22 protein-coding genes and 1 pseudogene are annotated in these 23062 nt (G+C 74.5%); 10 read left to right on the top strand and 13 right to left on the bottom strand.

Annotated features, from left to right (window positions below):
- Window positions 1-28 precede the first annotated feature (28 nt).
- Both ACQPZP_RS28335 and ACQPZP_RS28330 read right to left on the bottom strand, forming a co-directional pair.
- Window positions 29-598 carry a hypothetical protein gene (locus tag ACQPZP_RS28335; protein ID WP_433472767.1) on the bottom strand — a complete coding sequence of 190 codons (570 nt, stop codon included), beginning with the start codon at window positions 596-598 and terminating at the stop codon, window positions 29-31.
- A 76-nt stretch (window positions 599-674) separates the two neighbouring features.
- Window positions 675-848 carry a hypothetical protein gene (locus ACQPZP_RS28330; protein WP_433472766.1) on the bottom strand — a complete coding sequence of 58 codons (174 nt, stop codon included), beginning with the start codon at window positions 846-848 and terminating at the stop codon, window positions 675-677.
- A 282-nt stretch (window positions 849-1130) separates the two neighbouring features.
- Between ACQPZP_RS28330 and ACQPZP_RS28325 the strand changes: the two genes are divergently transcribed.
- Window positions 1131-2591, top strand: a complete 1461-nt coding sequence (locus ACQPZP_RS28325; protein ID WP_433472765.1) for a GAF domain-containing protein — start codon at window positions 1131-1133, stop codon at window positions 2589-2591.
- Here ACQPZP_RS28325 and ACQPZP_RS28320 read toward each other — a convergent pair.
- Window positions 2588-3307 carry a histidine phosphatase family protein gene (locus ACQPZP_RS28320; RefSeq protein WP_433472764.1) on the bottom strand — a complete coding sequence of 240 codons (720 nt, stop codon included), beginning with the start codon at window positions 3305-3307 and terminating at the stop codon, window positions 2588-2590. The two genes, ACQPZP_RS28325 and ACQPZP_RS28320, sit on opposite strands and share 4 nt — an antisense overlap.
- Before the next feature lie 74 nt (window positions 3308-3381).
- Between ACQPZP_RS28320 and ACQPZP_RS28315 the strand changes: the two genes are divergently transcribed.
- Complete coding sequence (locus ACQPZP_RS28315) at window positions 3382-3747, top strand: hypothetical protein (protein ID WP_433462371.1); 366 nt, start codon at window positions 3382-3384, stop codon at window positions 3745-3747.
- A 229-nt stretch (window positions 3748-3976) separates the two neighbouring features.
- A complete protein-coding gene (locus ACQPZP_RS28310) occupies window positions 3977-4384 on the top strand; it encodes a hypothetical protein (protein ID WP_433479687.1) in 408 nt (135 codons plus the stop codon).
- A 101-nt stretch (window positions 4385-4485) separates the two neighbouring features.
- Here the strand turns inward: ACQPZP_RS28310 and ACQPZP_RS28305 are convergent, their stop codons facing one another.
- Window positions 4486-5124 (bottom strand): nuclease-related domain-containing protein, encoded by a 639-nt coding sequence (locus ACQPZP_RS28305; protein ID WP_433472763.1) that lies wholly within the window; start codon window positions 5122-5124, stop codon window positions 4486-4488.
- A 413-nt stretch (window positions 5125-5537) separates the two neighbouring features.
- Here ACQPZP_RS28305 and hrpB point away from each other — a divergent pair, with 413 nt between their 5' ends.
- A complete protein-coding gene (hrpB, locus tag ACQPZP_RS28300) occupies window positions 5538-8030 on the top strand; it encodes an ATP-dependent helicase HrpB (protein ID WP_433472762.1) in 2493 nt (830 codons plus the stop codon).
- Here the strand turns inward: hrpB and ACQPZP_RS28295 are convergent.
- A complete protein-coding gene (locus ACQPZP_RS28295) occupies window positions 8017-8766 on the bottom strand; it encodes a TetR/AcrR family transcriptional regulator (protein WP_433472761.1) in 750 nt (249 codons plus the stop codon). The two genes, hrpB and ACQPZP_RS28295, sit on opposite strands and share 14 nt — an antisense overlap.
- A 53-nt stretch (window positions 8767-8819) precedes the next feature.
- On the opposite strand from ACQPZP_RS28295, the gene ACQPZP_RS28290 reads away from it, so the two are divergent.
- The gene (locus ACQPZP_RS28290) at window positions 8820-9815 is read left to right on the top strand and encodes an ATP-binding cassette domain-containing protein (RefSeq protein WP_433472760.1); all 996 of its coding nucleotides are present in this window, start codon (window positions 8820-8822) and stop codon (window positions 9813-9815) included.
- A gap of 11 nt (window positions 9816-9826) precedes the next feature.
- A complete protein-coding gene (locus ACQPZP_RS28285; RefSeq protein ID WP_433479686.1) occupies window positions 9827-10606 on the top strand; it encodes an ABC transporter permease in 780 nt (259 codons plus the stop codon).
- A 9-nt stretch (window positions 10607-10615) separates the two neighbouring features.
- Here ACQPZP_RS28285 and ACQPZP_RS28280 read toward each other — a convergent pair whose 3' ends face one another.
- The 3 genes from ACQPZP_RS28280 to ACQPZP_RS28270 form a co-directional block, all read right to left on the bottom strand.
- Window positions 10616-11368 (bottom strand): hypothetical protein, encoded by a 753-nt coding sequence (locus ACQPZP_RS28280; RefSeq protein ID WP_433472759.1) that lies wholly within the window; start codon window positions 11366-11368, stop codon window positions 10616-10618.
- Window positions 11369-11450: 82 nt separating this feature from the next.
- Window positions 11451-12173, bottom strand: a complete 723-nt coding sequence (locus ACQPZP_RS28275; RefSeq protein WP_433472758.1) for an anti-sigma factor family protein — start codon at window positions 12171-12173, stop codon at window positions 11451-11453.
- A complete protein-coding gene (locus tag ACQPZP_RS28270) occupies window positions 12170-12769 on the bottom strand; it encodes a sigma-70 family RNA polymerase sigma factor (RefSeq protein WP_433472757.1) in 600 nt (199 codons plus the stop codon). Before ACQPZP_RS28270 ends, ACQPZP_RS28275 begins: the two co-directional genes overlap by 4 nt.
- Window positions 12770-13087: 318 nt before the next feature.
- Here ACQPZP_RS28270 and ACQPZP_RS28265 point away from each other — a divergent pair, with 318 nt between their 5' ends.
- The gene (locus ACQPZP_RS28265) at window positions 13088-13765 is read left to right on the top strand and encodes a hypothetical protein (RefSeq protein WP_433472756.1); all 678 of its coding nucleotides are present in this window, start codon (window positions 13088-13090) and stop codon (window positions 13763-13765) included.
- 88 nt (window positions 13766-13853) lie between these two features.
- The gene (locus tag ACQPZP_RS28260; RefSeq protein WP_433472755.1) at window positions 13854-14279 is read left to right on the top strand and encodes a PPOX class F420-dependent oxidoreductase; all 426 of its coding nucleotides are present in this window, start codon (window positions 13854-13856) and stop codon (window positions 14277-14279) included.
- On the opposite strand, the gene ACQPZP_RS28255 is transcribed toward ACQPZP_RS28260, so the two are convergent.
- The gene (locus ACQPZP_RS28255) at window positions 14276-15076 is read right to left on the bottom strand and encodes a class I SAM-dependent methyltransferase (RefSeq protein WP_433472754.1); all 801 of its coding nucleotides are present in this window, start codon (window positions 15074-15076) and stop codon (window positions 14276-14278) included. The genes ACQPZP_RS28260 and ACQPZP_RS28255 overlap by 4 nt on opposite strands.
- Window positions 15077-15146: 70 nt before the next feature.
- Between ACQPZP_RS28255 and ACQPZP_RS28250 the strand changes: the two genes are divergently transcribed.
- Together ACQPZP_RS28250 and ACQPZP_RS28245 are read left to right on the top strand one after the other, a co-directional pair.
- Entirely contained in the window at window positions 15147-15719 is a 573-nt protein-coding gene (locus tag ACQPZP_RS28250) for a CGNR zinc finger domain-containing protein (protein ID WP_433472753.1), read from the top strand.
- Between the two features lie 31 nt (window positions 15720-15750).
- Window positions 15751-16200, top strand: a complete 450-nt coding sequence (locus tag ACQPZP_RS28245) for an SRPBCC family protein (RefSeq protein WP_433472752.1) — start codon at window positions 15751-15753, stop codon at window positions 16198-16200.
- Between the two features lie 215 nt (window positions 16201-16415).
- Here the strand turns inward: ACQPZP_RS28245 and ACQPZP_RS28240 are convergent, their stop codons facing one another.
- From ACQPZP_RS28240 to ACQPZP_RS28225, 4 genes and pseudogenes are all read right to left on the bottom strand, one after another.
- Complete coding sequence (locus tag ACQPZP_RS28240; RefSeq protein WP_433472751.1) at window positions 16416-18890, bottom strand: FAD-dependent oxidoreductase; 2475 nt, start codon at window positions 18888-18890, stop codon at window positions 16416-16418.
- A gap of 3 nt (window positions 18891-18893) precedes the next feature.
- Entirely contained in the window at window positions 18894-19988 is a 1095-nt protein-coding gene (locus tag ACQPZP_RS28235) for an alpha/beta hydrolase (RefSeq protein WP_433472750.1), read from the bottom strand.
- 129 nt (window positions 19989-20117) lie between these two features.
- Window positions 20118-20414, bottom strand: coding sequence for a response regulator transcription factor (locus ACQPZP_RS28230; RefSeq protein ID WP_433479685.1), 297 nt, complete (start codon window positions 20412-20414; stop codon window positions 20118-20120).
- A gap of 2146 nt (window positions 20415-22560) precedes the next feature.
- A pseudogene (locus ACQPZP_RS28225) lies at window positions 22561-23061 on the bottom strand (ATP-binding protein); the annotation flags it as partial.
- Window position 23062 lies beyond the last annotated feature (1 nt).

The raw sequence follows: 23062 nt of genomic DNA, 5'->3' as shown, positions 1-23062 counted from the left end.
ATGCCCTTTTCCGTGCGGGACGGGGCCGCTATGCGGGGCGGTCGGTGATGTTCTGCACCGGGGCGGGCGAGGCGTCGGCGGGCGCCGGGGGCTCGGCGGCGCGCAGCGGGATCCGGGCGCGCATGGCGTCGAGGTCGTCGCCGAACCTGGCGACGGTGGACTGCAGGTCCCGCCACAGCCCGGTCCGCTGCTCCAGCTGGGCGATCTTGGTGCGCAGTTCGGCGAGGCGCCGCTCGGCGGCCTCCAGCCGGGTGCGGTGGCCGACGGTGTCGCGGCCGGTGCGGATCATGCTGGTGGCGACGGCGGCCAGGTCACGCTCCGTGTCGTCCATGCGCTCGTCGATGCGGGGCAGCAGCCGGTCGTTGAGCTGGACGACCAGCGAGTCGAGTTCGGTGCGGATCGTGCGGAGCTCGGTGTCCTGGTCGCGGACGGCCTGCTCTAGAATCGCGACACGCTCGATGTAGGAGGGCAGCACCCGGCCGAGCTCGGCCGACCGTTCCAGATCCCGCCCGACTCTGACGAGAAGGCCGACGCCTTCGCGCAGATGGCGCTCCGCCTCGGCGGCGGCGCGGCGGACGAGACCCGGGATCACGGTCATGGCGCTCCCTCCAAGGGGCAGGTCGGATGGAATCTCCTTAAACTGTAGGCGAACCGACCGTGAACATTTTGTGAACTCAGATGTTTATTTCCGGGGACCGGGCGTGCTTGCGGCGCGGTGCCGGGCGGGTCCGCGCGGGCGGCGGCCCGCAGGTGCACAGCCCCTGCCGGACGATGAGCCAGGCGCGTTCGGCGGTGTAGTCCGCCGGGCTCAGGGCCGGGCGGACACGGTGACAGGTCAGGCAGAGCATGCGTTCTTCGTCCTCCCCGTGACGCGGGGCGCGGCGCCGTCCCGCGCGCATTCCCCCCGGACGCGCGCGGGACGGCGGATCCACAGGATGGCCCTTCCGCTCCCCAGCGCCGGTAACGGTAGGTGGCGGCACGTTGCATGCACGTTGCGATCGTCCGATCACGGAACGTGCCCGGATCCGGCCAGGCGGGATCCGTGGAATCGGTTGCGCCGCGCCCGCGGATGGACCGATCCTCAGACGGGCCGAGGTTCTCTCCGAGGTTCGCTCCCGGGAAAGGGACTGATGGTGGTGCACGATCCGGTGACCGTCCGTCCGCCGATCGCCGAGTCGTGGCGGCGTTCCCGGGATGCCGGGATCGACGCGGGCGTGGCCGCGGCGCCCCTGGTGTTCGACCGGGACGTCCTCGCCGACGCCCGCGCCGCGCACCCCCTCGAACGGCACCTGCCGATGCTGCGGAACCTGCTGCGGCGGGTCGCCGACGAGACCGAGCACCTGATGGTGATCACCGACGAGACGGGCAACGCGTTGTGGACGCAGGGCCCGCCGGCCGCCCGGCGCGCCGCCGACGCGATCGGGCTGACCGAGGGTTTCCGCTGGTCGGAGGACGCCGTCGGGACCAACGGGATCGGTACCGCGCTCGCGACCGGCCGTCCCGAGTACGTGTACGCCGCCGAGCACGTCGCCCAGGTCCTGCACCGCTGGTCGTGCGCCGGCGCGCCGATCATCGACCCCGACTCGGGGCGGGTGGTCGGCTGCATCGACGTCAGCGCGACCGTGGAGGCGCTGCATCCGGCGACCGTCGCGCTCGTCGCCGCCGCGGCCCGGCTGGCCGAGTCGCGGCTGGAGAACGAGATGCTCGCGCGGGACGAGCGGCTCCGCGCGCGGCTGCTGCCGCATCTGCGGGGGCTGCGCGGCAGCGGCGTCCTCGTCACCGCCACCGGCCGCGTCCTCGCGGCGTCGGCGGACGGGCTGCGCGGGCTGCGCGTCCCCGTCCCCGAGCCGGGCGGGACGGTCGCGCTGCCGGACGGCCGCGTCGCCGTCGCCGAGCCGCTCGGCGAGGCGTTCCTGCTGCGGCTGCCCGGCGCCGGCGGCCGGGTCGACGCGGGCGCCGTTCCCCGCGGCGGCGCCCGCGACGCGGCGGTGAGGCCCGCCGCCGGTGACGGGCCGCTGCTGACGCTGTCGCTCCTCGGCGACGGGCAGCCGCACGCGCACGTTGACGGGCGGCGGTCCGACCTGACGCTGCGGCACGCCGAGATCCTCGCGCTGCTGGCCCTGCACCCGTGCGGGCTGAGCGGCGACCGGCTCTCGCTGTACCTGTACGGCGACGACGGCAGCCCGGCGACCGTCCGCCCCGAGATCCACCGGCTGCGCCACCAGCTCGGCGACATCGTCCGGGCCCGCCCGTACCGGCTCGGCTGCGCGGTCGAGGCCGACTTCCTCACCGTGCGGCGGCTGCTGGACGACGGCGACGTCGTCGGCGCCGTGCGGCTGTACGGCGGCGAGCTGCTGCCGCGCTCCGACGCGCCCGCCGTCCGCGCCGAGCGCGACGAGCTGGCCGTGCGGGTCCGGCGGCAGGCGCTCGACCGCGGCGGCGCCGACGCGCTGTGGACCTACGTCCAGACCGAGCCGGGACGCGCCGACCTGGAGGCGCTGGAGCGGCTGCGGTCGGTCCTGCCGGCGGGGGATCCGCGGGTCGCCGCCGTCGCCTCGCGCAGCGCCCGGCTGCTCAGCGGCGAGCTCTAGGGGGACGGCCGCACGACGCCGGCGAGGTGGGCGCAGTCGTTGTAGCAGACGGGTGCGAGGCCGGACCCGTCGTGCCGCCACCGGGTGACCGAGGCGTTGCCGATGGGCTCCTTCTCGATCTCCATGACCTCGCGCTCGGTCAGCTCCTCCACCAGGTAGCGGGTCATGACGACGATCGCGTCGTGCGCGACGACCAGGACCCGGCCGCCGGGTGCGTCGGCCTGCAGGTCGCGGTAGAAGCTGCGCAGCCGCAGGGCCAGGTCGGCCCACGACTCGCCGCCGGGCGGCCGGTAGTAGAACTTGCCGAGGCGCCGCAGGCGGTCGGCCTCGTCGGGGTACCGGTTCTGGACGCCGCGGGCGGTGAGGCCCTGCAGGATGCCCAGTTCCCGGTCGCGGAGCCGCTCGTCCACCCGGACCGGCAGGATCTCGGAGGCGTCGGCCACCTGGGCGAGAGCGATCTGCGCGGTGTCGAACGCGCGCAGGTAGGGGGAGGAGACGACCAGTGTCGGGCGCTCGTCGTCCGGCAGCTCGGCGAGCCAGCGGCCGAGCGTCGCGGCCTGGGCGCGGCCGGTGTCCGACAGCGGCACGTCGGCGTCCCGTTCGGGGATGCCGGCCTCCTCGGCGTCGGTGCCGTGCACCGCCTGGTAGGCGAGGTTCCCGGTGCTCTCACCGTGCCGGGTCAGGGTCAGCCACTGCAGCGCGTTCACGCCCGCCATGCTGCCATGCCCGGCGGGGCGCGGGCCCCGGTCGCGGTGACGCCGTCCTCTACACGCGGTAGTACTCTTTTGCCGTGACGAACGTCCTGGCCATCATGATCATCGTGGTGGCGCTGCTGGCCGCCGGCTACGCCCTGGTGACGGCGCTGCGCGGCCGCGCGATGGGCGTCGGCGACCTCGTCGTGCTCGGCGTCCTGGAGGCGCTGCTGATCGCGCAGGCCGTCGTCGGTTTCGTCAAGCTCTCCGGCGGCGAGGGGCCGGACGGCCCCGCCACCTTCGTCGGCTACCTGCTGGGATCGCTGCTGATCCCGGTCGCCGGGGCCGGATGGGGGCTGCTGGAGCGCTCCCGGTGGGGGCCCGGCGTGATCGTGGTCGCCGGTATCGCCGTCGCCGTCATGATCGTGCGGATGAACCAGTTGTGGAGCGGCACCGGTGGCTGAGCCCGAGGACGTCAGGCCCGACCAGGTCGGGCCCGGAACCCGTGAGGACGGCGGGCCGCGAGCCCGTGCGGGCGACGGCGCCCGCGCCGGCGCCGAAGCCCGCACGGGCGGCGGAACCCGGCGCGGTCTCCTGCGGGGGGCGACTCCCCGCGCCCCCCGGCAAGAGCCGGCCGGGTCGGCTCCGCGCCCCGGGAACCGTCCCGGCGGCACCGCGGGCGGCCCGGGGCGGCTGCTGGTCGCCGTCTACGCGATCTTCGCGCTCGCGGCCGGCGCGCGGGCCGGCGTGCAGATCGCCACCAAGTTCTCCGACGCGCCCGTGGCCTACCTGCTGTCGGCGTTCGCCGCGGCCGTCTACGTCCTGGCGACGGTGGCGCTGGCCCGCGGCGGCCGGACGTCGTTCCGGATCGCCGTCGCCGCCTGCTCCACCGAGCTGGCCGGCGTGCTGGTCGTGGGCACGCTCAGCATCGCCGACTCCGCGGCGTTCCCCGACGAGACCGTCTGGTCCATGTACGGGCGCGGCTACGGGTTCATCCCGCTGGTGCTGCCCGTCGTGGGCCTGCTGTGGCTGCGCCGCACCGCCCGCAGAGGTGGCGGATCCCCCGCGGGCGGTGGGCGCCCTGTGAGCGGCGGCGTGTGAGCCCTCCGGCCACAGGTGTCCGGCGGTCATCCTGTACCGGTGTGGGGGGTCGCCCCCCACACCCCCCGGCAAAAGCCGCGGCATGCCCTCGCTCCGCTCCGTCATGCCGCGGCGGACAGTGAGCGGCCGCCGATGGGGAGGGCGTGCACGGCGGCCCGGGTGATCGCCTCGACCTCCTCGGGGGAGCGGTCCGCGGCCGGGTTGCGGCGCATCCAGCGGATCAGCTTCAGCGGCGGCGCGAACACGATGCCGTCCGCGGCGAACGGCGTCCGGACCAGCTTGCCGCCGTGCACGGCGAGGACCGGCGTCACCGTCACCGGCACCTCCGCGACGCGGGAGATCGCCTCGGCGGCGGCCTCGGCCCGCGCGGTCAGCCCGCCGACGAGCTTGGTCTGCGTCCGGCCGTCGACGAACAGCCTGCCGCCGTGCTGGGAGATCTCCGTGCCGGGGGCCCACGCCTCGTTGTGGACGAGCCACACGCCGCCCGGGCCGATCACCAGCTGGTCGGCCGGGCCGTGCTCGGGGACCGTCCGCGCGTGCAGCACGCGGTGCCCGCGCCGCTCCAGCGTGTAGCGCAGGAACCGGTTCATGCGCTCCTCGCCCCGCAGCCCGAGCCGCCACACCCGCGACGCGGTGTAAATGCGCCAATGGACGAACGTGTCGGCGGACGCCACCAGAACCGCCATCAGGATTCCGAAAACGGCGTTGACGAGCAGTGCGCACAACACGAGCGTCGCCACCGCCAGAAATGCACGTGTCCGCAATCTCCCTTTACGGCCGCGTTGCCAGAGCTCCTCGTGGACCGCCTGCGGTGAACCTCCGGTGAAAGCGGGGCGGTCCCTGAGGTAGATGGAGCTGCCGAACATCTCTAGCCTCCCAGCACCTGCGATGACGTCCTCATTATGTGGATACCCGAGGCATTGCCGCTACACTTCGCGAGGTGACTTAAATCAAACTCCCGCGTTACTTCTTGGGCTTGACGTCATTGCTCACCTGCCCGTTCGCCTGGATTGAGCCGGTTGATTCGGGGGATAATCAAGAACGGCCCGGCCTATTGCCTGAAAGGCTCGGTGCAACTATCACCGCAACCGGCAGAGCCTTTTTCATCGCAATTGATTTCGGGTCCGCCCGGCCGGGGCGGCACACTGGGACGATGCACCTCAGCGCCGCCGAGAACCTTCCCGTCCGCCGCGCGGTCCCCGCCCTGCGCGCGGCCCTGGACACCGCAGGCACGGCGGTGCTCGCGGCGCCTCCCGGCACGGGGAAGACCACTCTCGTCCCGCTCGCGCTCGCCGGGCTCGCGCTCGGCGGCCCGCCCGCGGCCGGCAAGGTCCTAGTCCTGGAACCGCGCCGGCTCGCCGCCCGCGCCGCCGCTCGCCGCATGGCCTGGCTTCTCGGTGAACGCGCCGGCGGCCGGGTCGGCGTCACGGTGCGCGGCGAGTCCCGCCCGGGCTCCCACGTCGACGTCGTCACGACGGGCGTCGTGCTCCAGCGGCTGCAAGCTGAGCCCGAACTCGACGGCGTCGGCACGGTGATCCTGGACGAATGCCACGAGCGGCACCTGGACGCCGACACCGCGCTCGCGTTCCTCCTGGACGTCCGCGCGACGCTCCGCCCCGACCTGCGCCTGGTGGCCGCGTCCGCCACCGCCGACACCGGCCCCTGGGCGCGCCTCCTCGGCGACGCGCCCGTCGTCGAGACGGAGGCGGCGCTGCACCCGGTCGAGACGATCTGGGCGCCGCCGCCGCGGCCCCTGCCGCCGCCCCACGGCATGCGCGTCGACCCGGCGTTCCTCGCGCACGTCGCCGCCACCGCCGGCCGCGCCCTGGCCGAACGCGACGGCGACGTCCTGTGCTTCCTGCCCGGGGTCGGCGAGATCGCCCGCGTCGCCGGCCTGCTCAAGGACGCTCCCGCCGACGTCCTGCAGATTCACGGCCAGGCGCCCCGCTCGGTCCAGGACGAGGTGCTCGCCCCCGCGGCGCGCCGCCGGATCGTCCTCGCCACCTCGGTGGCCGAGTCGAGCCTCACCGTGCCCGGCGTCCGGGTGGTCGTGGACTCCGGCCTCGCCCGCGAGCCGCGCACCGACCACGCCCGCGGGCTCGGCTCCCTCACCACCGTCCGCGCGTCCCGTGCCACCGCCGGACAGCGCGCCGGACGCGCCGGGCGGGAGGCCCCCGGCACCGTCTACCGCTGCTGGACGCAGGCGGAGCACGACCGCCTCCCGGCCCGTCCCCGCCCCGAGGTCGAACTGGCCGACCTGACCGGCTTCGCGCTCCACGCGGCCTGCTGGGGCGACCCGGACGCGACCGGCCTCACCCTCCCCGACCCGCCCCCGCCCGCCGCGATGGACGCCGCCCGCGAAGTCCTGCACGCCCTCGGCGCCGTCGCGAACGGCCGCGTCACCGACCGGGGCCGGCGCCTGGCCCGCGTCGGCCTCCACCCCCGGCTGGCCCGCGCCCTGATCGACGGCGCCCCCCGGGTGGGCGCCCGCGACGCGTCCCAGATCGTCGCCCTCCTCTCCGAGCCGCCGCCCCGCTCCGCGGGCGACGACCTGACCGCCACGTGGCGCGCCCTCCGCCGCCAGACCCGCCCCGCCGACCCCCACGCGGCCCGCTGGCGCGACGAGACCACCCGCCTCCGCAACTCCCTCACCACCCGGGCCGGTGCCCCCGCCGCGCGATCCGACGACCACGCGGCAGGGGTCGTGGTGGCGCTGGCGTTTCCGGAGAGGGTGGCGCGCAGGCGGGGCGGCGGGTATCTGATGGCGTCCGGGACGGGGGCCGAGCTCACCGGCGGGTCGGCGCTGGCCGTGGGCCGGGCCGAATGGCTCGCGGTGGCGGCGGCGGACCGTCCGGCCGGGTCGGCGTCGGCGCGGGTGCGGCAGGCCGTGGTGATCGACGAGGACGTGGCGCGGTTCGCGGCGGCACCGCTGGTCGGGACGGCCGAGGAGGTCGTGTGGCGGGACGGGGACGTGGTCGCGCGGCGCGTCGAGCGGCTCGGCGCGATCGAACTGGGCTCCAGGCCGCTGCGGGAGCCGGGCCCGGAGCTCGTGCGGGCCGCGCTTCTGGACGGGGTACGGGCCGAAGGGCTCGGGCTGCTCACCTGGACGCCGGCCGCCGTCGCGCTGCGCGAGCGGCTCGCCTTCCTCCGCGAGGCGCTCGGCGATCCCTGGCCCGCCGTCGATGACGCGGCGCTGCTGGAACGGGCCCCGGAGTGGCTGGCGGGGGCGCGCGGGCGGGCGGATCTCCGGCGGGTCGACGTGGCCGGGATGCTGCGGGGGCTGCTGCCCTGGGAGCAGGCCAAGCGGCTGGACGAGTACGCGCCCGAGCGGGTCGAGGTGCCGTCCGGGTCGCGGATCCGGGTGGACTACGCGGGGGAGCGGCCCGTCCTCGCGGTGAAGCTGCAGGAGCTGTTCGGCTGGGACGCGGCGCCGCGGCTCGCCGGCGGGCGGGTGCCGCTGGTCGTGCACCTGCTGTCGCCGGCGGGACGCCCGGCGGCGGTCACCGCGGACCTGGCCTCGTTCTGGCGCGAGGGCTACCGGGCGGTGCGGGCCGAACTGCGCGGGCGGTACCCGAAGCACCCGTGGCCCGAGGACCCCGCGCAGGCCGTCCCGACGAAGCGGACCAAGCGGGCTAGCGGGAGCTGATCAGCGCGTCGATGCCGTCCAGGACGCGGGCGAGGCCGAACTCGAAGGCGCGGCCCGGGGCGACGGCGGCGTCGTACTCCCGTCCGGCGGCGGTGCCGACGCGGGTGCCGAGCGGATAGTCGGCCTCGTCGATGAAGGTGTCGAGGATCGGGGCGGCGGCCTGCCACCACTCCGCGTCGCTCATGCCGCTGCGGCGCCCTGCCTCGGCGGCGTTGACCGAGACGCGCGCGGCGCTCTCGGCGAATCCGGTGACGAGCGCGACCACGGAGTCCATCTCCAGGTCGGTGAGGCCGAGGCCGTCCACGGCGCGGAGCTCGTACTCGTACTTGCCGATCACGTTCGGGCCCATCGGAGGGCGGACCAGGGCCACGCGCAGCAGCCACGGGTGGCGGTGGAACAGCGCCCAGTTGTCGCGCGCGATGTGCTCCAGGCGGGCCCGCCACGTGTCGTCCTCGGGCGGGGTCAGCTCGCCGAACGCGCGGTCGACCATGACGTCGATCAGCTCGGCCTTGCCGGGCACGTAGGTGTAGATCGACATCGGCGACACGCCGAGCTCGTCGGCGATGCGGCGCATGGACAGGGCGTCCAGGCCCTCGGCGTCGGCCAGCTCGATCGCGGCCCGGACGATCTCCTCCGCGGTCAGCCGCGGCTTCGGCCCCCGTCTCGGGCGGCTCTGGACGCCCCACAGGAGTTCCAGGCTGCGCCTCGGGTCGCCCGCCCCGCTGTACTCGGTCACCGGCCGATCCTCTCAGGATGAAACTCTGTACTCCGTACGCTATATTGGCCGCGATGGTAAATCCGTACAGCGTACATAGTTTTGGAGGACGGGTGACGGAACCACGGTTCGCGGTCGTCGCCGAGGGGCTGCGCAAGCGCTACGGCGACACCGAGGCCCTCGCCGGGCTCGACCTGCGCGTCCCCGCCGGGACCGTGCACGGGCTGCTCGGCCCGAACGGCGCCGGCAAGACCACCGCCGTCCGGATCCTGACCACGCTCGCCCGGCCGGACGGCGGCACCGCCCGCGTCGCCGGGCACGACGTGGTCCGCGACGCGGTGGAGGTGCGGCGCGCGATCGGGCTCGTCGGGCAGCACGCGGCGGTCGACGAGGTGCTCGGCGGGCGGCAGAACCTCGTCATGTTCGGCCGCCTCCACCACCTCGGCGCGAAGCGGGCGCGGCGCCGGGCCGACGAGCTGCTGGAGCGGTTCCGGCTGACCGACGCCGCCGACAGGCCCGCCGGGCGGTACTCCGGCGGCATGCGGCGCCGGCTCGACCTGGCCGCGTCCATGATCCTCGCGCCGCCGGTGCTGTTCCTGGACGAGCCGACCACCGGCCTGGACCCGCGCAGCCGCAACGAGGTGTGGGACGCGATCCGCGCCCTGGTGGACGGCGGCACCACCGTGCTGCTCACCACCCAGTACCTGGAGGAGGCCGACCGGCTGGCGTCCGGCATCTCGGTGATCGACCACGGCCGCGTCATCGCCGAGGGCGCCCCCGACGCGCTCAAGGCGCGGCTCGGCGGCGACCGCATCGAGGTCGTCCTGGACGATCCCGCGTCGCTCACCGCCGCAGCCGAGATCGTCGCCAAGGTCGCGAACGGCGAGGTGGACGTCGACACCGAGACCCTGCGCATCGGGGCGCCGGTGTCCGGACGGGCCGCCGCGCTGACCGAGGCCGTCCGGGCCCTGGACGACGCGGGGCTCGCCGTGGCGGACATCGGTCTTCGCCGGCCCACATTGGACGAGGTGTTCCTGCACCTCACAGAGGAGAAGGAGGTGCCCGCGTGAGCGTCCAGACGATGCGGTGGGCCGTCGCGGACGGGCGGACCCTGACCGGCAGGGCCCTCGCCCACTGGGCGCGGCAGCCCGGCGAGGTCGCCGTCGGGCTGCTGTTCCCGGTGATGGTCGTGCTGATGATGGGCTACCTGTTCGGCGGCCAGATGGACGTCCCCGGCGGCGGGAACTACCGGGCGTTCATCGTCCCCGGCATGTTCGCCCTGACGATGGCGTTCGGCGTCGAGACGACGTTCGCCGCGGTCGCGAGCGACGCCGCCAAGGGCGTCACGGACCGGTTCCGCTCGATGCCGATGTCCCCGTCGGCCGTCGTGGTGGGGCGGGCCACCGCCGACATGCTGCACTCGGTCGTGGCGCTGGCGGTGATGGCGGCCTGCGGCGTGCTGATCGGCTGGCGCGTCCACGACGGCGCCGCCCGGGCCCTGGCCGGGCTCGGGCTGCTGCTGCTCCTGCGCTTCTCGCTGGTGTGGCTGGGCATCTACCTCGGCCTGATCGCCAAGGGGCCCGAGTCGGTTGCGACGATCCAGATCCTGGTGTGGCCGATCGGGTTCCTGTCCAGCGCCCTGATCGCGCCCAGCACCATGCCGGGCTGGCTGGCGGCCGCCGCCGAGTGGAACCCCATGTCGGCGACTGTGACGGCGTGCCGGGACCTGTTCGGCGAGCCCGTCACGGGCGGATCATGGGCGGCGCAGCACAGCGTCCTGATGGCGATCGCGTGGCCGCTGGCGATCGCGGCGGTGTTCGTCCCGCTGTCGGTCCGCCGGTACCGGGCCCTCGGCCGCTAGGGCAGCCCACTAGGGCAGCAGGGACGCCCGGTGGCGGGCCAGCGCCAGCGCCGGATAGCACTCCTCGGGCACGGGTTCCGCGCCGTATCCCATGTGGGGGGACGACCCCCCACGCCCCCTGGGAACCGCCTCGGTCAGCCCGGCGCGGAGTCTCGCCCCCGCGGCCGCCGCCTCGTACGGCTGGACGACGCACAGTTCGGCCTGCATCGCCTGCCGCGCCGCCGTCATCAGCGCCGGGACGTCCCCGACGATCACGACCTCGGCGAGGGCGCCGGCGTGGGACAGGCGCACGGCCAGCGCGTGCATCCCGGCGGTGCCGGCGTCCTCGTAGCGGAACTCGCAGACCAGCCGGTCGCCGTCCAGCGGGCCCTCCTGGATCAGCCACGCCTGGCCGGGGACGACCCGTCCGAGCGACCCCTCCCACGGCGCCGCCGGGACGTCGCCGAGCCCGTCCGCCGCGCGTCCGGCCGCCCGGCGCCCCTCGGGCGGCCCGATCGCGGCCAGCGCCCGCAGGAAGGCCCGGGCGCCGGGCGTGGCCGCCGCCCGCAGGCAGCCGATCAGGTCGCCGAGCGCGGCGCGCCGCCCCTGCGCGTGCGGGGCCGCCGCCTCCAGACCGCCGAGCTGCGCGGACGTCCACACCTCCGCCTGCAGCGGGCCGGGCAGCGCGGCCAGCGCACCCGCCTCCCGGACATAGGCCGCGTACACCTCGCGGAGCCCCGGCAGCATCAGCTCGGGGCCCGCGGACGGCCGGATCGCACTCACGGCGCCAGCCTATGAGACGCGGAGGAGCGGCGCGTCCCGCGCGGCCGGTGCGGCCGGACCGCGCGAGGACGCGCCGCGGGTCCTAGGCCGGGACGGTCAGCAGGGTGCGGCCCGCGCCGATCGTCCGGACCTCGAACCGGCTGATCTCCTGTGGCCGCAGCGCCGTCCCGCCCTGCAGCGCCAGCGCCGGCTGCTCCGAGCCAGGCAGGCCGTAGCCCTTGGCGGGGACGGACCAGCCGACGACGGTGTGCGCGCCGCCCCGCTTGTCGACCGCGACCAGCTCGCACTCCAGCGGCCCGCGGACCTTGCTGAGCTGCAGCCCGATCCGGCTGCCCCACGCCTTCTGCTGCATCGCGACCGTCCCGGTGATGCCGGTGCCCGCGTCGGCCGCCGACATCCGCTGCCCCTCGCGCATCAGCGCGGCCGTCCCGTCCTGCTGGGACCGGGCGGGGTCGCGGTCGGCGCCCAGCGTGAACCCGGTGCCGGCCGCGCCGCCGAGCAGCACGACCCCGGCGGCGGCCGCGGCCAGCGCCCGCGCGGCCCGGTACCGCCGGCGGCGGCGGATCCGGTGCCGCATCAGGTCGGTGACCAGCGCCGGTTCCGGCGGCGCCGGCATCGCCTCCGCCGGGTCGGCGATCGGGCCGATGCCGTCCAGCGTCTGCGCGAGCCCGCGGAGCGCGCCCAGCTCCTCGTGGCAGGAGAAGCACGTCGACAGGTGCGCCTCGAACGCGCGGCGGTCGGGCTCCTCCAGCAGGCCGAGGGCGTAGGCGCCGACGTCGACGTGCGGCATGTCCGGCGCTCTCATGGCGTCACGCCCCTCTCCTCCAGGGCGACGCGCAGCGCCCGGAGCGCGTAGTAGACCCGGGACTTCACGGTGCCCACGGGGATGCCGAGATGCTTGGCGGCCTCGTTCACCGAGCGGTCCCGGAAGAAGGTCTCGTTGAGGATCTCCCGGTGGGCGGGGGACAGCGCGAGGAGGGCCTCGGACACGACGACGGAGCGCAGCAGATCCTCCAACCCGTCGGGGACGCGCATGTTCTCCAGCGGGCCCTCGCCCGCCTCCTGCGGCCGGGCGTTCTTGCGGCGCTGGTCGTCGATGACGATCCGGCGGGCGACCGTCGCCAGCCACGGCAGGAGGGAGGTCGCGTTCTCGTCCAGCTGGTGGGCGCTGCGCCACGCGCGGATCATCGTCTCCTGCACGACGTCCTCGGCCCAGTGCCGGTCGCCGCCGGTGAGGCGCAGGACGAACGACAGCAGCGGCCGGCCGTACACGCGGTACAGCTCGGTCACGATCACCTGGTCGTCGACGCCGCCGGCGGGCTGCGGCCCGCGGAACCAGCTCCACGGTCCGGGAGGGCGTTCGCGGGTGGCCGACACGGCGGCCGGTGATCTGTGGGCCATCGGGGTCTCCGGGCGGGTGCGAGGGGGCGGGGCGACGCGGTGACCGTGGGTGTCACGTTGGGAGGCAGTACGGGACCTCCGTGTCTCGCGGTTCAACTGAGCCCGTTTCGCTGCGGATTTTCCGAAAGGTCCCTTACTTGTTCGCCACCTTTTCCTTACCTGCTGGCGCGGATGATCCCCGAGCCGCGTCTCAGATCCGTACGGCACGACAGGATCCGGCCGCACGGGATTCGCAGGGCAACGCTCACTCCATGACTTGGAGCGAATGCGGGCATCGGGCCCATTTGCCCACAGAGACCGAGGGGCGGGATCGGGCTAGTGAAAGGGAACGGGGAAGCACATCTCAGCTACCGCCTGCTGCTGGCGGTGGACATCCAGGGGTACAGCAAGCGCGACACGCGCGAGCAGCTCCTCGCGCAGCGGCGGCTGTCGGACGCGCTGGACCGCGCCGCGCGCGGCGTCGGCCTCGACCGGGCCGGCTGGGACAAGCAGGTCGGCGGGGACGGGGAACTCGCCACCCTGCCGGAGGGCGTCGACCCGGCGCCGGTCGCCGGGGACTTCGTGATCCTCCTCGACGAGGCGCTGCGCGAGGTCAACCGCGACGCCGGCCGCTTCCGGCTGCGGGTGCGGCTCGCGCTGCACCACGGCACGCTGACGGCCGGCCCGTTCGGGCCCGCCGGCGACGCGCCCATCGTCGTCCAGCGGCTGCTGGACGCGACGCCGCTGCGCCGCCTGCTGATCGACGACGCCGGCCGCGACCTGGCCTACGTCGTGTCGGACTCGCTGTTCGACGACGTCGTGCGCACCGGGTTCTGCGCGCTGCCGCCGCGGGACTTCCACGCCGTCAAGATCGTCGCCAAGGGCACGACCTTCCGCGGCCACATCCTCACCGGCCGCACGCCCCGCGAGGGCGCGGAGGGCGAGCGGGGCGGACCGGGTGCCGCCTCCGCCCCGCACGCCCGAGTCCTCGACTTCCCGGCCCTCGCCGTCCGCTGACCCCGCGGCCCGCCGGGGAGCGGCGGGAAGCGATCGGCGCGGGACGGGGTTGTCGCCTGGAAAGAGGACCTGTCGACGGAGGCGGACGATGGCGGACGACGCAGCGCTGGTGAAGCTGCTGAAGGAACGTGACCTCGGGGTGCTCGCCACCCTCAGGCGGGACGGACGCCCCCAGCTGTCCAACATCAACTACCACTTCGACGAGGGCCGCCGGCTCGTCCGGATCTCGATCACCGCGGACCGCGCCAAGGCGCGCAACCTGGCCCGCGATCCGCGGGCCAGCCTGCACGTCAGCTCGCCCGACGGCTGGTCGTGGGCGGTCGCCGAGGGCGACGCCGAGCTGTCGGAGGTCGCCGCGGACCCCGCAGACGCCGCCGTCGAGGAGCTCGTCGAGGTGTACCGCGACATCCGCGGCGAGCACCCCGACTGGGACGAGTACCGCCGCGTCATGGTCGAGGACGGCCGGCTCGTCGTCCGCCTGCACGTCGAGCGCCTCTACGGCCAGGCGCGCTAGTCCCGCCGGCCGGTCCCGCCGGCGGGCAGGAGGGCGGCCAGGAGGCGGTTGCCGCCGTGCTGCCACAGCGTCCCGACCTCGGTGAAGCCGGCGGCGTGCAGCGCCTCGGTGTGGGCGGACAGCAGCCGGGACGGCGAGCCGTGGTGCCCGGTCACCTCGTCGGTGCTCTGGGCGTGCACGTCGGCGAACGCGGGGTCGGTGCCGATCGCCTCCCACCACTGCTCCCAGTTCTCCGGGCGCGGCCTCCCGGCGAGCCGGCGGGCCTTCTCCTTCTCGCGCAGCTCGCGGGCGAGCCCGTCCAAGCCGGGCGTGACGTCGTCCACGTGCAGGTCGTCGCCGTTGAGGAGCAGCCCGCCGGGGCGCAGGACGGTGGCCAGTTCGGCGTAGACGACGCGCAGGTCGGCGGGGGAGATCCAGTGCAGCGCGGTGGTGCTGACGGCGGCGTCGGCCTGCCGGGGCAGCCGCAGCCGGGCGGCCCAGCCGGGCTCGCGCAGGTCCAGGGTGGTGAAGACGATGCCGTCGCGGCCGGCGTGCACGGCGCGGCCGAGCGACAGCAGCAGCGGGTCGGCGTCGACGGCGACGACGGTGGCCCCGGGGATCCGGTCGAGGATCCGGCCGGCGAGCGAGCCGGGCCCGCAGCCGAGGTCCAGCACCAGCGGGTCGGGGCGCCGCGCGGCCGCGCCGACCGCGTCGATCATCGCGGTGAAGCGCTCCTCGCGGTCGGGCACGTAGCCCTCCTGCTGGGCGTCCCAGCGTGCGATCCAGGTGCCGGCGGTCTGCTGGTCGAGCAGCGTCATGACCCCTCCTGTGACTGTCATGTAGCCTTTGGCCAGTGACACGCTAAACCGGAAGGGCGTAACTGGTCAAGTGAACTTCAACAGTCACACCGATGGCGTGGTGGCGTCCGCCGTGAAGCTGGTCAACGGGCTGACCGAGGGGGAGGCCCGCGGCCGCCCGTTCACGCTGCCCGCCGGGGACGCGCTCGTCCCCGCGGCCCTGGAGGTCCTCAAGGGCATGAGCAGGCGCACGAGCCTCACCGCGGACGAGGCGGCTGAGTTGACGGCCGTCGCGCGTGACCTGCGCGTCGTGTTCGACTCCGTTGCCGCCGGCGACCGCGACACCGCCGCCGAACAGCTCAACCGGCTGCTGACCGAGACCCAGGCCAGGCCCCGGCTGGAAAGCCACGACGGCGAGCCGTGGCACCTGCACTTCCACGGCGAGGGCGGCACCATCACCGCCGACTGGGGCGCGTCCTGCGCCACCGGCCTCGCCGTCGTCCTCGGCGGCGAGATGCACGACCGCCTCGGCGTCTGCACCGCGCCGCACTGCGACCGCGTCTACGTCGACACCTCGCGCAACGGCACCCGCCGGTTCTGCTCCACCGCCTGCCAGAACCGCGTCAAGGCCGCCGCGTTCCGCTCCCGCGCCAAGGTCTCCTGACACCGAATCCCGCTCGGTGTAGCGTGTGGCGATGATTCAGGTGACCGCCGCCACCACCGCCTCGCCCGAGACCCTGTTCCGGCATCTGGCCGTCCCCGAGGCATGGGGCGCCTGGGGCAGGTTCCCGACGTCGGCCCGGCAGACGCGCAAGGGCGACACGACCGCCTACGGGGTCGGGGCGGTCAAGAAGATCTGGCCCGCGAGCGAGCAGACCGTCGCCTACGAGCCGCACACGCGCTTCGGCTACGTCGCGCTGTCGGGGCTGCCCGTCCGCCGCTACCGCTCCGACGTCCACCTGGAGGCCCGCGACTCCGGCACGCTCATCCGCTGGGAGGCGGCGTTCGAGCCGCTGATCCCCGGCACCGGCGCGCTGGTCGGGTTCGGGCTGCGGCTCATGCTGAAGGCGTTCGCCAAGTGGCTGCCCGCGCACGCCGAGCACTGCCCCGAGAACTGCCCCGCCCGCCGGGCCGGGGACATCTGACCCGAAAGTAAGAGGAGTTCTCCTGTGGGGGGACGACCCCCCACACCCCCCGGCAAGAGCCGTCCGGCCCGGCTCCCTCCGCTCCGCTGGCGCTCCGCTCCGGGAACCGGGCCGGAGACCGCGCGACCCCCCGCGCGGCCTCCGGCGTGAAAGGTGCAGGCCGAGAGCACCCCGCAGTTCCCTCGGCCTGCACGACCTTGGCCCCCCTCGGACCCTCAGACGGGGTCCGGGCCGTAGACCTCCCACAGCTCGCCGGCGAAGAACCTGCCGAAGTCGAGCAGCTTGCCCGCCCCGTCCGGGCCGGACGTGCGGAACGTCGTCAGCTGGCGCGCGAAGTCCGTCAGCTGGATGTGCAGCACGCCCGCCGCGACGATCTCCGCGCCGTCCTCCTCGTCCGCGCCGACGTGCCCGTCCAGCAGCCGCACGTAGAGGGTGGAGGTGTCCGGCCAGATCCGCGTCGGCGGCCCGTGCAGGACGTTCTTGTGCCCGCTCAGCGTTCGCCGCCGGCCCTCGCCGTCGGTGTAGAACAGGCGGTACTTCATCAGCCGCCGGTCGTTGTCGCCGTCCGCGACGAACAGGTTGAACGTGCCCCGCTCGACCGGGCTGCGCCCCCCGTGGCCGGCGGCGTCCACCCACCCCTCGGCCGTCGCCTCGTGCCCGGGCTCGGCCAGGAACCGGTCGGTGTCCGCCGCGGTGATCGTCAGGCGGAACGACAGGTGCCGCCGCCCGTCGGCCAGCTCGCCGATCCGCGTGTCGGTCTCACCGTAGGTGACGAACCCCTTCATCTCCTCGGTGAACGACAGCGACGTACGGCCGGTCGCCACGCTGGACGGTCCCCGCGTCCCGTCGTGGCTCCCCGAACCCGCACCGTACGCCGTGTGGGGGGACGACCCCCCACGCCCCCCGGGAACCGCCTCGTGTGCCGAGCCGTTTCCCGCCCCGCCCGGCGAGCCGGTTCCCCCGACCGGCTCGGCCCCCGTGGCAGGCGGGGCGGCGGAACCGCCCGCACCCCGTTGTGCGGACGCGCCCTCCAGCAGCCGCGTGGCCAGGCGGTCGGCCTGCGCGGCGATGGTGAGCGAGGGGTTCGGGCCCACCGGTCCCGGCATCGCCGCCCCGTCGGCGATGTACAGGCCCGGGAACCCGAACACCTCGCCGAAGGCGTCGCAGACGCCTTCGCCCGGGTGCGCGCCCATGGGGGCGCCACCCAGCGGGTGGACGGTGATGATGCGCTTGCGGAACCACATCGGGTTGTCGGCGTAGTCGGCGCCGAGCACGTCCGCGATGCCCTGCATCGTCTTGCGGACGCGGTTGAACAGCTCCTCGCTGGTCTCCGACGTCCACTCGGCGGCGAGCCGGCCGTCCTTCAGCCGCAGCCGGCCGTCGGCGGTGTCGCGGCCCATCCCGAGCAGCGGCAGCGAGCTGACCGTCAGCGCCCCGTCGCCGATCAGGTCGGAGATCTCCTTGGACAGGTTGGTGTCCGGCGTGTCCTTGAAGTACTCGGTGAAGCGGTTCCACAGGAACTTCACCGCGCGTTCGAAGTCGTTGCGGACGTCGAAGCCGTCGACGATCCAGTCGGTGAACCCCGGGTAGCCGCCGTCCTCGATGTAGGCGCCGCGGCCCGCGCCGGGCACGCCGTCCAGCTCGTCCGGCAGCCGGATCGCCGTGGTGATCACCGGCCCCCGGCTGGCGTTCAGCGGCCGGACCCGGTTGCGGTCCTTGGCGCGCAGCAGGAACGTCAGCAGGTCGCCGTTGCCGCTGAACCGGGTGCCGAGCGCGTCGCTCAGGCCGGGGAACGCCTTGAGGGACTTCAGCAGCAGGAACGTGGTGCCGTAGGTGCCCGCGCCCAGGATCAGCCGGTCGCACGAGATCGTCTCGACCGCCCGGCGGCGCTTCTTGGCGGTCAGGTCCTCGTGGTGGACGTAGTCGACCTCGTACCCGCCGCCCGGCCGCGGCCGGATCGCCTTCACCTCGTGCGAGGTGCGGATGTCGGCGCCGTGGTGCGCCGCCGCGGACAGGTAGGTGTGGTCGAGGCTGTTCTTGGAGCCCTCGTTGCAGCCGATGTCGCATTCGCCGCACAGCCTGCACGTCCGGCGGCCGCCGCCGTGGATGTTGCCGTACCCGGCGTCCACGATCGGCAGGCTCAGCCCCGGCGTCCCGCCCGGCTCGGAGGCGAAGCTGACCGCGAGCGGCGGCAGCGTGCACTGCAGGCCGAGCTCGGCGGCCGCGTCCTGCATCGCGTGCGTCTTCGGGGTGTCGTCGAACGGGACCTGCTCCAGCGGGTACGGCGTCGCGCCCAGCATCTTCTCGACCACGTCGTAGTGCGGGTCCAGGTCGGCGCGGGAGACCGGCCACGACTCGTACCCGCCGCCGGGCAGCGGCTGGTCGTGGACGAACCAGTGCTCGTCCTTGCGCAGCAGCACGTTCGCGTAGATCAGGGAGCCGCCGCCGAGGCCGGCGGACACGACCGAGTCGCAGCCCTTGAAGCCCCACACGTCGAACATCCCGTACAGGCCGGCGTCCGGGTCCCAGAAGGCCCGTCCCATCTCCGCGGGGGTGCGGGGGAAACTGCCCGGCGGGTACGGCTGCCCGCGCTCCAGCAGCACGACCCGCTGCCCGGCCTCCGCCAGCCGGTAGGCGGTGACGGATCCGCCGAACCCGGATCCGATCACGACGGCGTCAGCGTGCTCCATGGCTCAGCCCGCCTTCCGCTTGAGGAAGTCGAGCACCTGCGGCAGCACCTCGGTGTCGATGCTCTTGCCCATGAACACGTCCTGGTGGCCGTAGCCGGGCAGGACCGCCAGTTCGTGCAGGCCGGGCGTGATCTTCTCGAGCGCGCGGTGGCAGACGATGTTGGAGTCGGTGAACACGTTGTTGCGGTCTCCGGTGAGGAACAGGATCGGCGTCGTGACCTCGGCGGCGCGGGTGAGGTAGTCGTCCGGCAGGTCCGCGTGGCGGGGGTCGCGCGGGGCGTACTTCACCGCGCGGCCGGCCTTCACCATCTTGGAGATGTGCCGGTAGTAGTGGACGTTGCTCGCCCCGAACAGGTCGGCCAGCCGGCCGTGCGTGACCGGCGACATCTTCTCGTGCGAGAAGATCGGTTTCCCGCCGCCCCACATGAAGCTGAGCATGTGGCACGCGGGCTCGGCGCAGTCGCCGTGGAACGGGGCGACCGCCTTGGCGATCGTCCAGCCGCGGGTCAGCACGGGAGCCTGGCCGTAGCGCGGATCGAGATGGCACGGTCCGACGACGTACTCCATCAGCGGCGGCCCGTACGCCAGCTTGATCTTCGACCAGAGCGGTGTCCGCGGGGTCAGCGAGACGCTGTTGCAGACCAGGCTCGCGATGCCGGTGACGGTCCCGGCGAACAGCGACATCGAGAACGACACGGCGCCCAGGCAGTGCGTGATCACGTGCACCCGCCGGTCCCCGATGTGGCGTCGCAGCTCGGCCAGCGCCGCCGGATGGTCGTAGTGCGCGATGTCGTCGAGGTTGTAGCGCTGGGTCTCGGCGTTGTAGGGGAACCGGCCGCTCATCCGGAAGTCGACCGCCCACACGTCGCCGAACCCGGCGTCGTGCAGGTAGTTCACCGTGTTGGTGTGCTCCGGCATGATGTACATGTCGCTGGACGTCGTCAGGCCGTGGACCAGCAGGACCACGTCGTCGCAGTCGGCGCGGCGGAACCGGGTCAGGTTCAGGCCCAGGCCGTCCTCGGTGGCGAAGGGGTGCACGGACACCTCGGCGCCGGCGACGCCCGCGTGCGTGAAGCGCGCGATCCGCTTCTGGTCCATGTCCATCCCTCCGCTTTCTGACGCCCTAACCTTGCCAAACGCGCACATCGGCGCGGCATCGTGGAGAACCCGTACTTACGTGCGTCATCGCGTCGTGCATACGGGACGTACGTGATGTAAGAGTCTGATCTACTCGGAACGGTTCATCGCGGTCGCGACACCGACCCGCGAGGAGACGCCGATCTTCGCGAACACGCGGGACAGATGAGTCTCGACGGTCCGGACGCTGAGGTACAGCTGCTCGGCGATCTGCTGGTTGCTCTTGCCCTCGGCGACGAGCAGCGCGATCTCGTGCTCGCGCGGCGACAGCCCGAACGGCAGGTCCTTCTTGTCGCCCCTGGCGCGCTTGGGCGGCGTCGGCGTGACCGGCACCCGGACGCCGAGGCGGCGCTGCTCGCGGACGGTCTGGGCCAGCAGCCCGCGCATCCCGCACGCCTCGAAGACCTCCGCGGCCGCCCGCAGCCGCTCGCGCGCCGCGCCGCGGTCGCCGCCGGCCGCGTGCGCGATCCCGGCGGCCAGCTCGGCGCGGCCCGCCTCCGGCCGCGCGGCCCGCCTCGGCGAGCAGGACGGCCGCCTCGGCGGCCAGCGCGGCGGAGGCGGCCGGGTCCGCGGCGCGGACCGCGTGCGCGCGGGCCAGCCGGGCCAGGCCCATGTCGCCGGTCAGCGCCGGGTTCGCGATCGCGTCGGCGATGCCCGCCCAGCTCGCGGCGTCGGCGGGGTCCTCCTGCGCGGCGCGGACGGCCGCGAGCGCCTCGGCGCAGACCACCAGCGTGCTGAAGTCAAGGCCCAGGGTGCCGTCGCCGCACGCCTCGATCAGCGCGGTGGCGCCCTCCTCCAGCCGGCCCTCGTTGATCACCGCGAGGGCGCGGGCGACGTGCGCCATGTGCGTCCACCACTCGCCGGAGCCGGTGTCGTTGGCGACGGCCTCGTCACCGGCGCGGATCGCCCGCTCGTGGTCGCCCATCCAGCTCGCCGTGAGGCACTGCTGCGTCAGCCCGTAGGCCAGCACCTCCTGCGAGCGCAGGTCGCGGCCGACGGCGGTGGCCTCGTCGGCGGCGGCGGACGCCTCCTCGAACCGCCCCAGCTGCGCCAGGACGCGGGACTGCCCGGCCAGCATGTAGCCGAGGATGAACGTCTGGCCCGTCGTCCGGGTGATGGCCACGAGCCGCTCCGCGTGCCGCCGCGCCTCGTCGTACATGCCGAGGAACGACTCGGCGTAGACCAGCCAGGCGAAGCAGTCGAGGCAGTCGGTGAAGTCGTTGTCGGACGCGGCGGAGAACAGCTGGTCGGCGGTCCGCGCGTACTCGATCGCCTCGTCGATCTGCCCCCGCCCGTAGGACACGATCGGGCGCATCGACGCGACGGCGGCGGTCAGCCCCCGCCCCCACCCGGGGTCGCGCTGCGGGATGCTGTCCAGGACGGCCTGCGACCCGCGGGTGTCGATCTTCTGGATGCGGTCGGCGACCAGCCGGATCCGCAGCAGCACCGCCTCGGGCGTCTGCCGGTCGGTGATGCGGCGCAGCTCGTCCAGCACCAGGGCGCGGGCCTCGTGGATCCGGCCGAGCTGCCGCTCCATCACCGCGCACATGTGGACGGTGCGCGCCCGGCGCACCGTGTCGCCCGGCGGCAGCAGCCCCAGCAGGGTGCGGGCGCTGTCGCGGCCCTCCTCGGCGTGGCCGCTGACGGCCTGCACGTGGGCCAGCTCGACCAGCAGCTCCGTCCGGTCCGGGTAGGCGCCGTCGGCGGCGTCCGGCATCAGCTCCAGCGCGGCCTGCAGCCAGTACGCGGCGGTGCCGGGCGCCTGCCGCGCGACGACGCGGGCGGCCTCCACCAGCGTCCGGATCGCCTCGGCGTCGCCGAACCGCGCCGACCGCACCACGTGGTGGGCGCGGACGGCCGCGGGGGCGCCGAGCTCGGCCAGCCGGGCCGACACCCGCGAGTGCGCCGCGATCCGCCAGCCGGCGGCGGTGGAGGCGTAGGCGACGTGCCGGACCAGCGGATGCCGGAACCGGAACCGGCCGCCCGTGGTGGGACGCACCACGTCATGGCCGGTCAGCACGTCCAGGGCGGTGAGCGCGGCGTTCTGCTCCATCTCGGCGGCGACGGCGGCGAGCGCGGGCTCGAACACGTCCGCGGCGACCGCGGCGCCCCGCGCCATCCGCAGCGCCTCCGGCGGCAGCGCGCTCAGCTCGACCTGCAGCGCCGCCCGCACCGCGGGCGGCAGCTCGGTCAGGTTCGCGACGCCCTTCTGCCAGCCCTCCCGGTCGATGCCGCCGCCGCCGGAGGGGACGCTCCCGGCCCGCATCTTCGACAGGGCCTCAAGGTAGAACGGGTTGCCGCCGCTGGCCTTGAACAGCGCCTCGCACCGGGTGCGGCTGATGTCGGGGCCGAGGAACTCCCTGACCTCGGGCTGGCTGAGCGGCTCGACGGCGATCCGCACGCCCTGCGGCCCGGCGGCGTCCACCAGCGCCGCCAGCCGCGGCGACGCCTGCGCCGGCCGGTAGGCGACCGAGACCAGCACCCGGGCGCGCGGCGGATGCCGGACGAGATGGTCCAGCAGCTCGATCGTCGCGTCGTCCGCCCAGTGCAGATCGTCGAGGATCAGCACCAGCCCGTGCGGCTCGGCCAGGTCCTCCAGCAGGTGCCGGACGGTGCGGTGCAGCTGGTACCGCGCGGTCCGCGACTCCGGGGACGCGGCCGGCGGCTCGCCGGTGATGTCGGCGAGCGCGGGGAACACCGTCCCGAGCAGGCGCAGCGCGCCCGGCGGCAGGTTCAGGGTGTGCTCTTCGAGCCGGTCGTCGAGGGCGTCGACCACGGCGCCGAACGGCATCTCCTGCTCGAACTCGGCCGCGCGTCCCGCCACGACCGGCAGCTTGCGCGCGATCGCGCCGTCGGCCAGCTCGTTCAGCAGCCGCGACTTGCCGGTGCCGGGCTCGCCGACCATCGCCAGGAAGCCGTAGCCGGCCTCGGCCGCGTCCAGGGCGCCGCCGATCTCCCGCAGCGCGTCCCGCCGCCCGACCAGCGGTGCGTTGCCGGGCCGGGCCCCGGCGCCGCGGGCCGCACGACCCTCCATG

The organism is Spirillospora sp. CA-142024, from assembly GCF_050942325.1.
Lineage (GTDB): Bacteria > Actinomycetota > Actinomycetes > Streptosporangiales > Streptosporangiaceae > Spirillospora.
The sequence above is the reverse complement of the archived record's forward strand: the minus strand, read 5'-3'. Positions and strand labels throughout refer to the sequence as shown.

Bases quoted from the DNA above. Each gene is read 5' to 3' on its own strand.
- ACQPZP_RS28330 (WP_433472766.1), bottom strand. From the start codon at position 848: ATGCTCTGCCTGACCTGTCACCGTGTCCGCCCGGCCCTGAGCCCGGCG.
- ACQPZP_RS28285 (WP_433479686.1), top strand. From the start codon at position 9,827: ATGCGGTGGGCCGTCGCGGACGGGCGGACCCTGACCGGCAGGGCCCTC.
- hrpB (WP_433472762.1), top strand. From the start codon at position 5,538: ATGCACCTCAGCGCCGCCGAGAACCTTCCCGTCCGCCGCGCGGTCCCC.
- ACQPZP_RS28270 (WP_433472757.1), bottom strand. From the start codon at position 12,769: ATGGCCCACAGATCACCGGCCGCCGTGTCGGCCACCCGCGAACGCCCT.
- ACQPZP_RS28255 (WP_433472754.1), bottom strand. From the start codon at position 15,076: ATGACGCTGCTCGACCAGCAGACCGCCGGCACCTGGATCGCACGCTGG.
- ACQPZP_RS28290 (WP_433472760.1), top strand. From the start codon at position 8,820: ATGGTAAATCCGTACAGCGTACATAGTTTTGGAGGACGGGTGACGGAA.
- ACQPZP_RS28275 (WP_433472758.1), bottom strand. From the start codon at position 12,173: ATGAGAGCGCCGGACATGCCGCACGTCGACGTCGGCGCCTACGCCCTC.
- ACQPZP_RS28235 (WP_433472750.1), bottom strand. From the start codon at position 19,988: ATGGACCAGAAGCGGATCGCGCGCTTCACGCACGCGGGCGTCGCCGGC.
- ACQPZP_RS28335 (WP_433472767.1), bottom strand. From the start codon at position 598: ATGACCGTGATCCCGGGTCTCGTCCGCCGCGCCGCCGCCGAGGCGGAG.
- ACQPZP_RS28325 (WP_433472765.1), top strand. From the start codon at position 1,131: ATGGTGGTGCACGATCCGGTGACCGTCCGTCCGCCGATCGCCGAGTCG.
- ACQPZP_RS28320 (WP_433472764.1), bottom strand. From the start codon at position 3,307: ATGGCGGGCGTGAACGCGCTGCAGTGGCTGACCCTGACCCGGCACGGT.
- ACQPZP_RS28230 (WP_433479685.1), bottom strand. From the start codon at position 20,414: ATGCGCGGGCTGCTGGCCCAGACCGTCCGCGAGCAGCGCCGCCTCGGC.
- ACQPZP_RS28240 (WP_433472751.1), bottom strand. From the start codon at position 18,890: ATGGAGCACGCTGACGCCGTCGTGATCGGATCCGGGTTCGGCGGATCC.
- ACQPZP_RS28245 (WP_433472752.1), top strand. From the start codon at position 15,751: ATGATTCAGGTGACCGCCGCCACCACCGCCTCGCCCGAGACCCTGTTC.
- ACQPZP_RS28260 (WP_433472755.1), top strand. From the start codon at position 13,854: ATGGCGGACGACGCAGCGCTGGTGAAGCTGCTGAAGGAACGTGACCTC.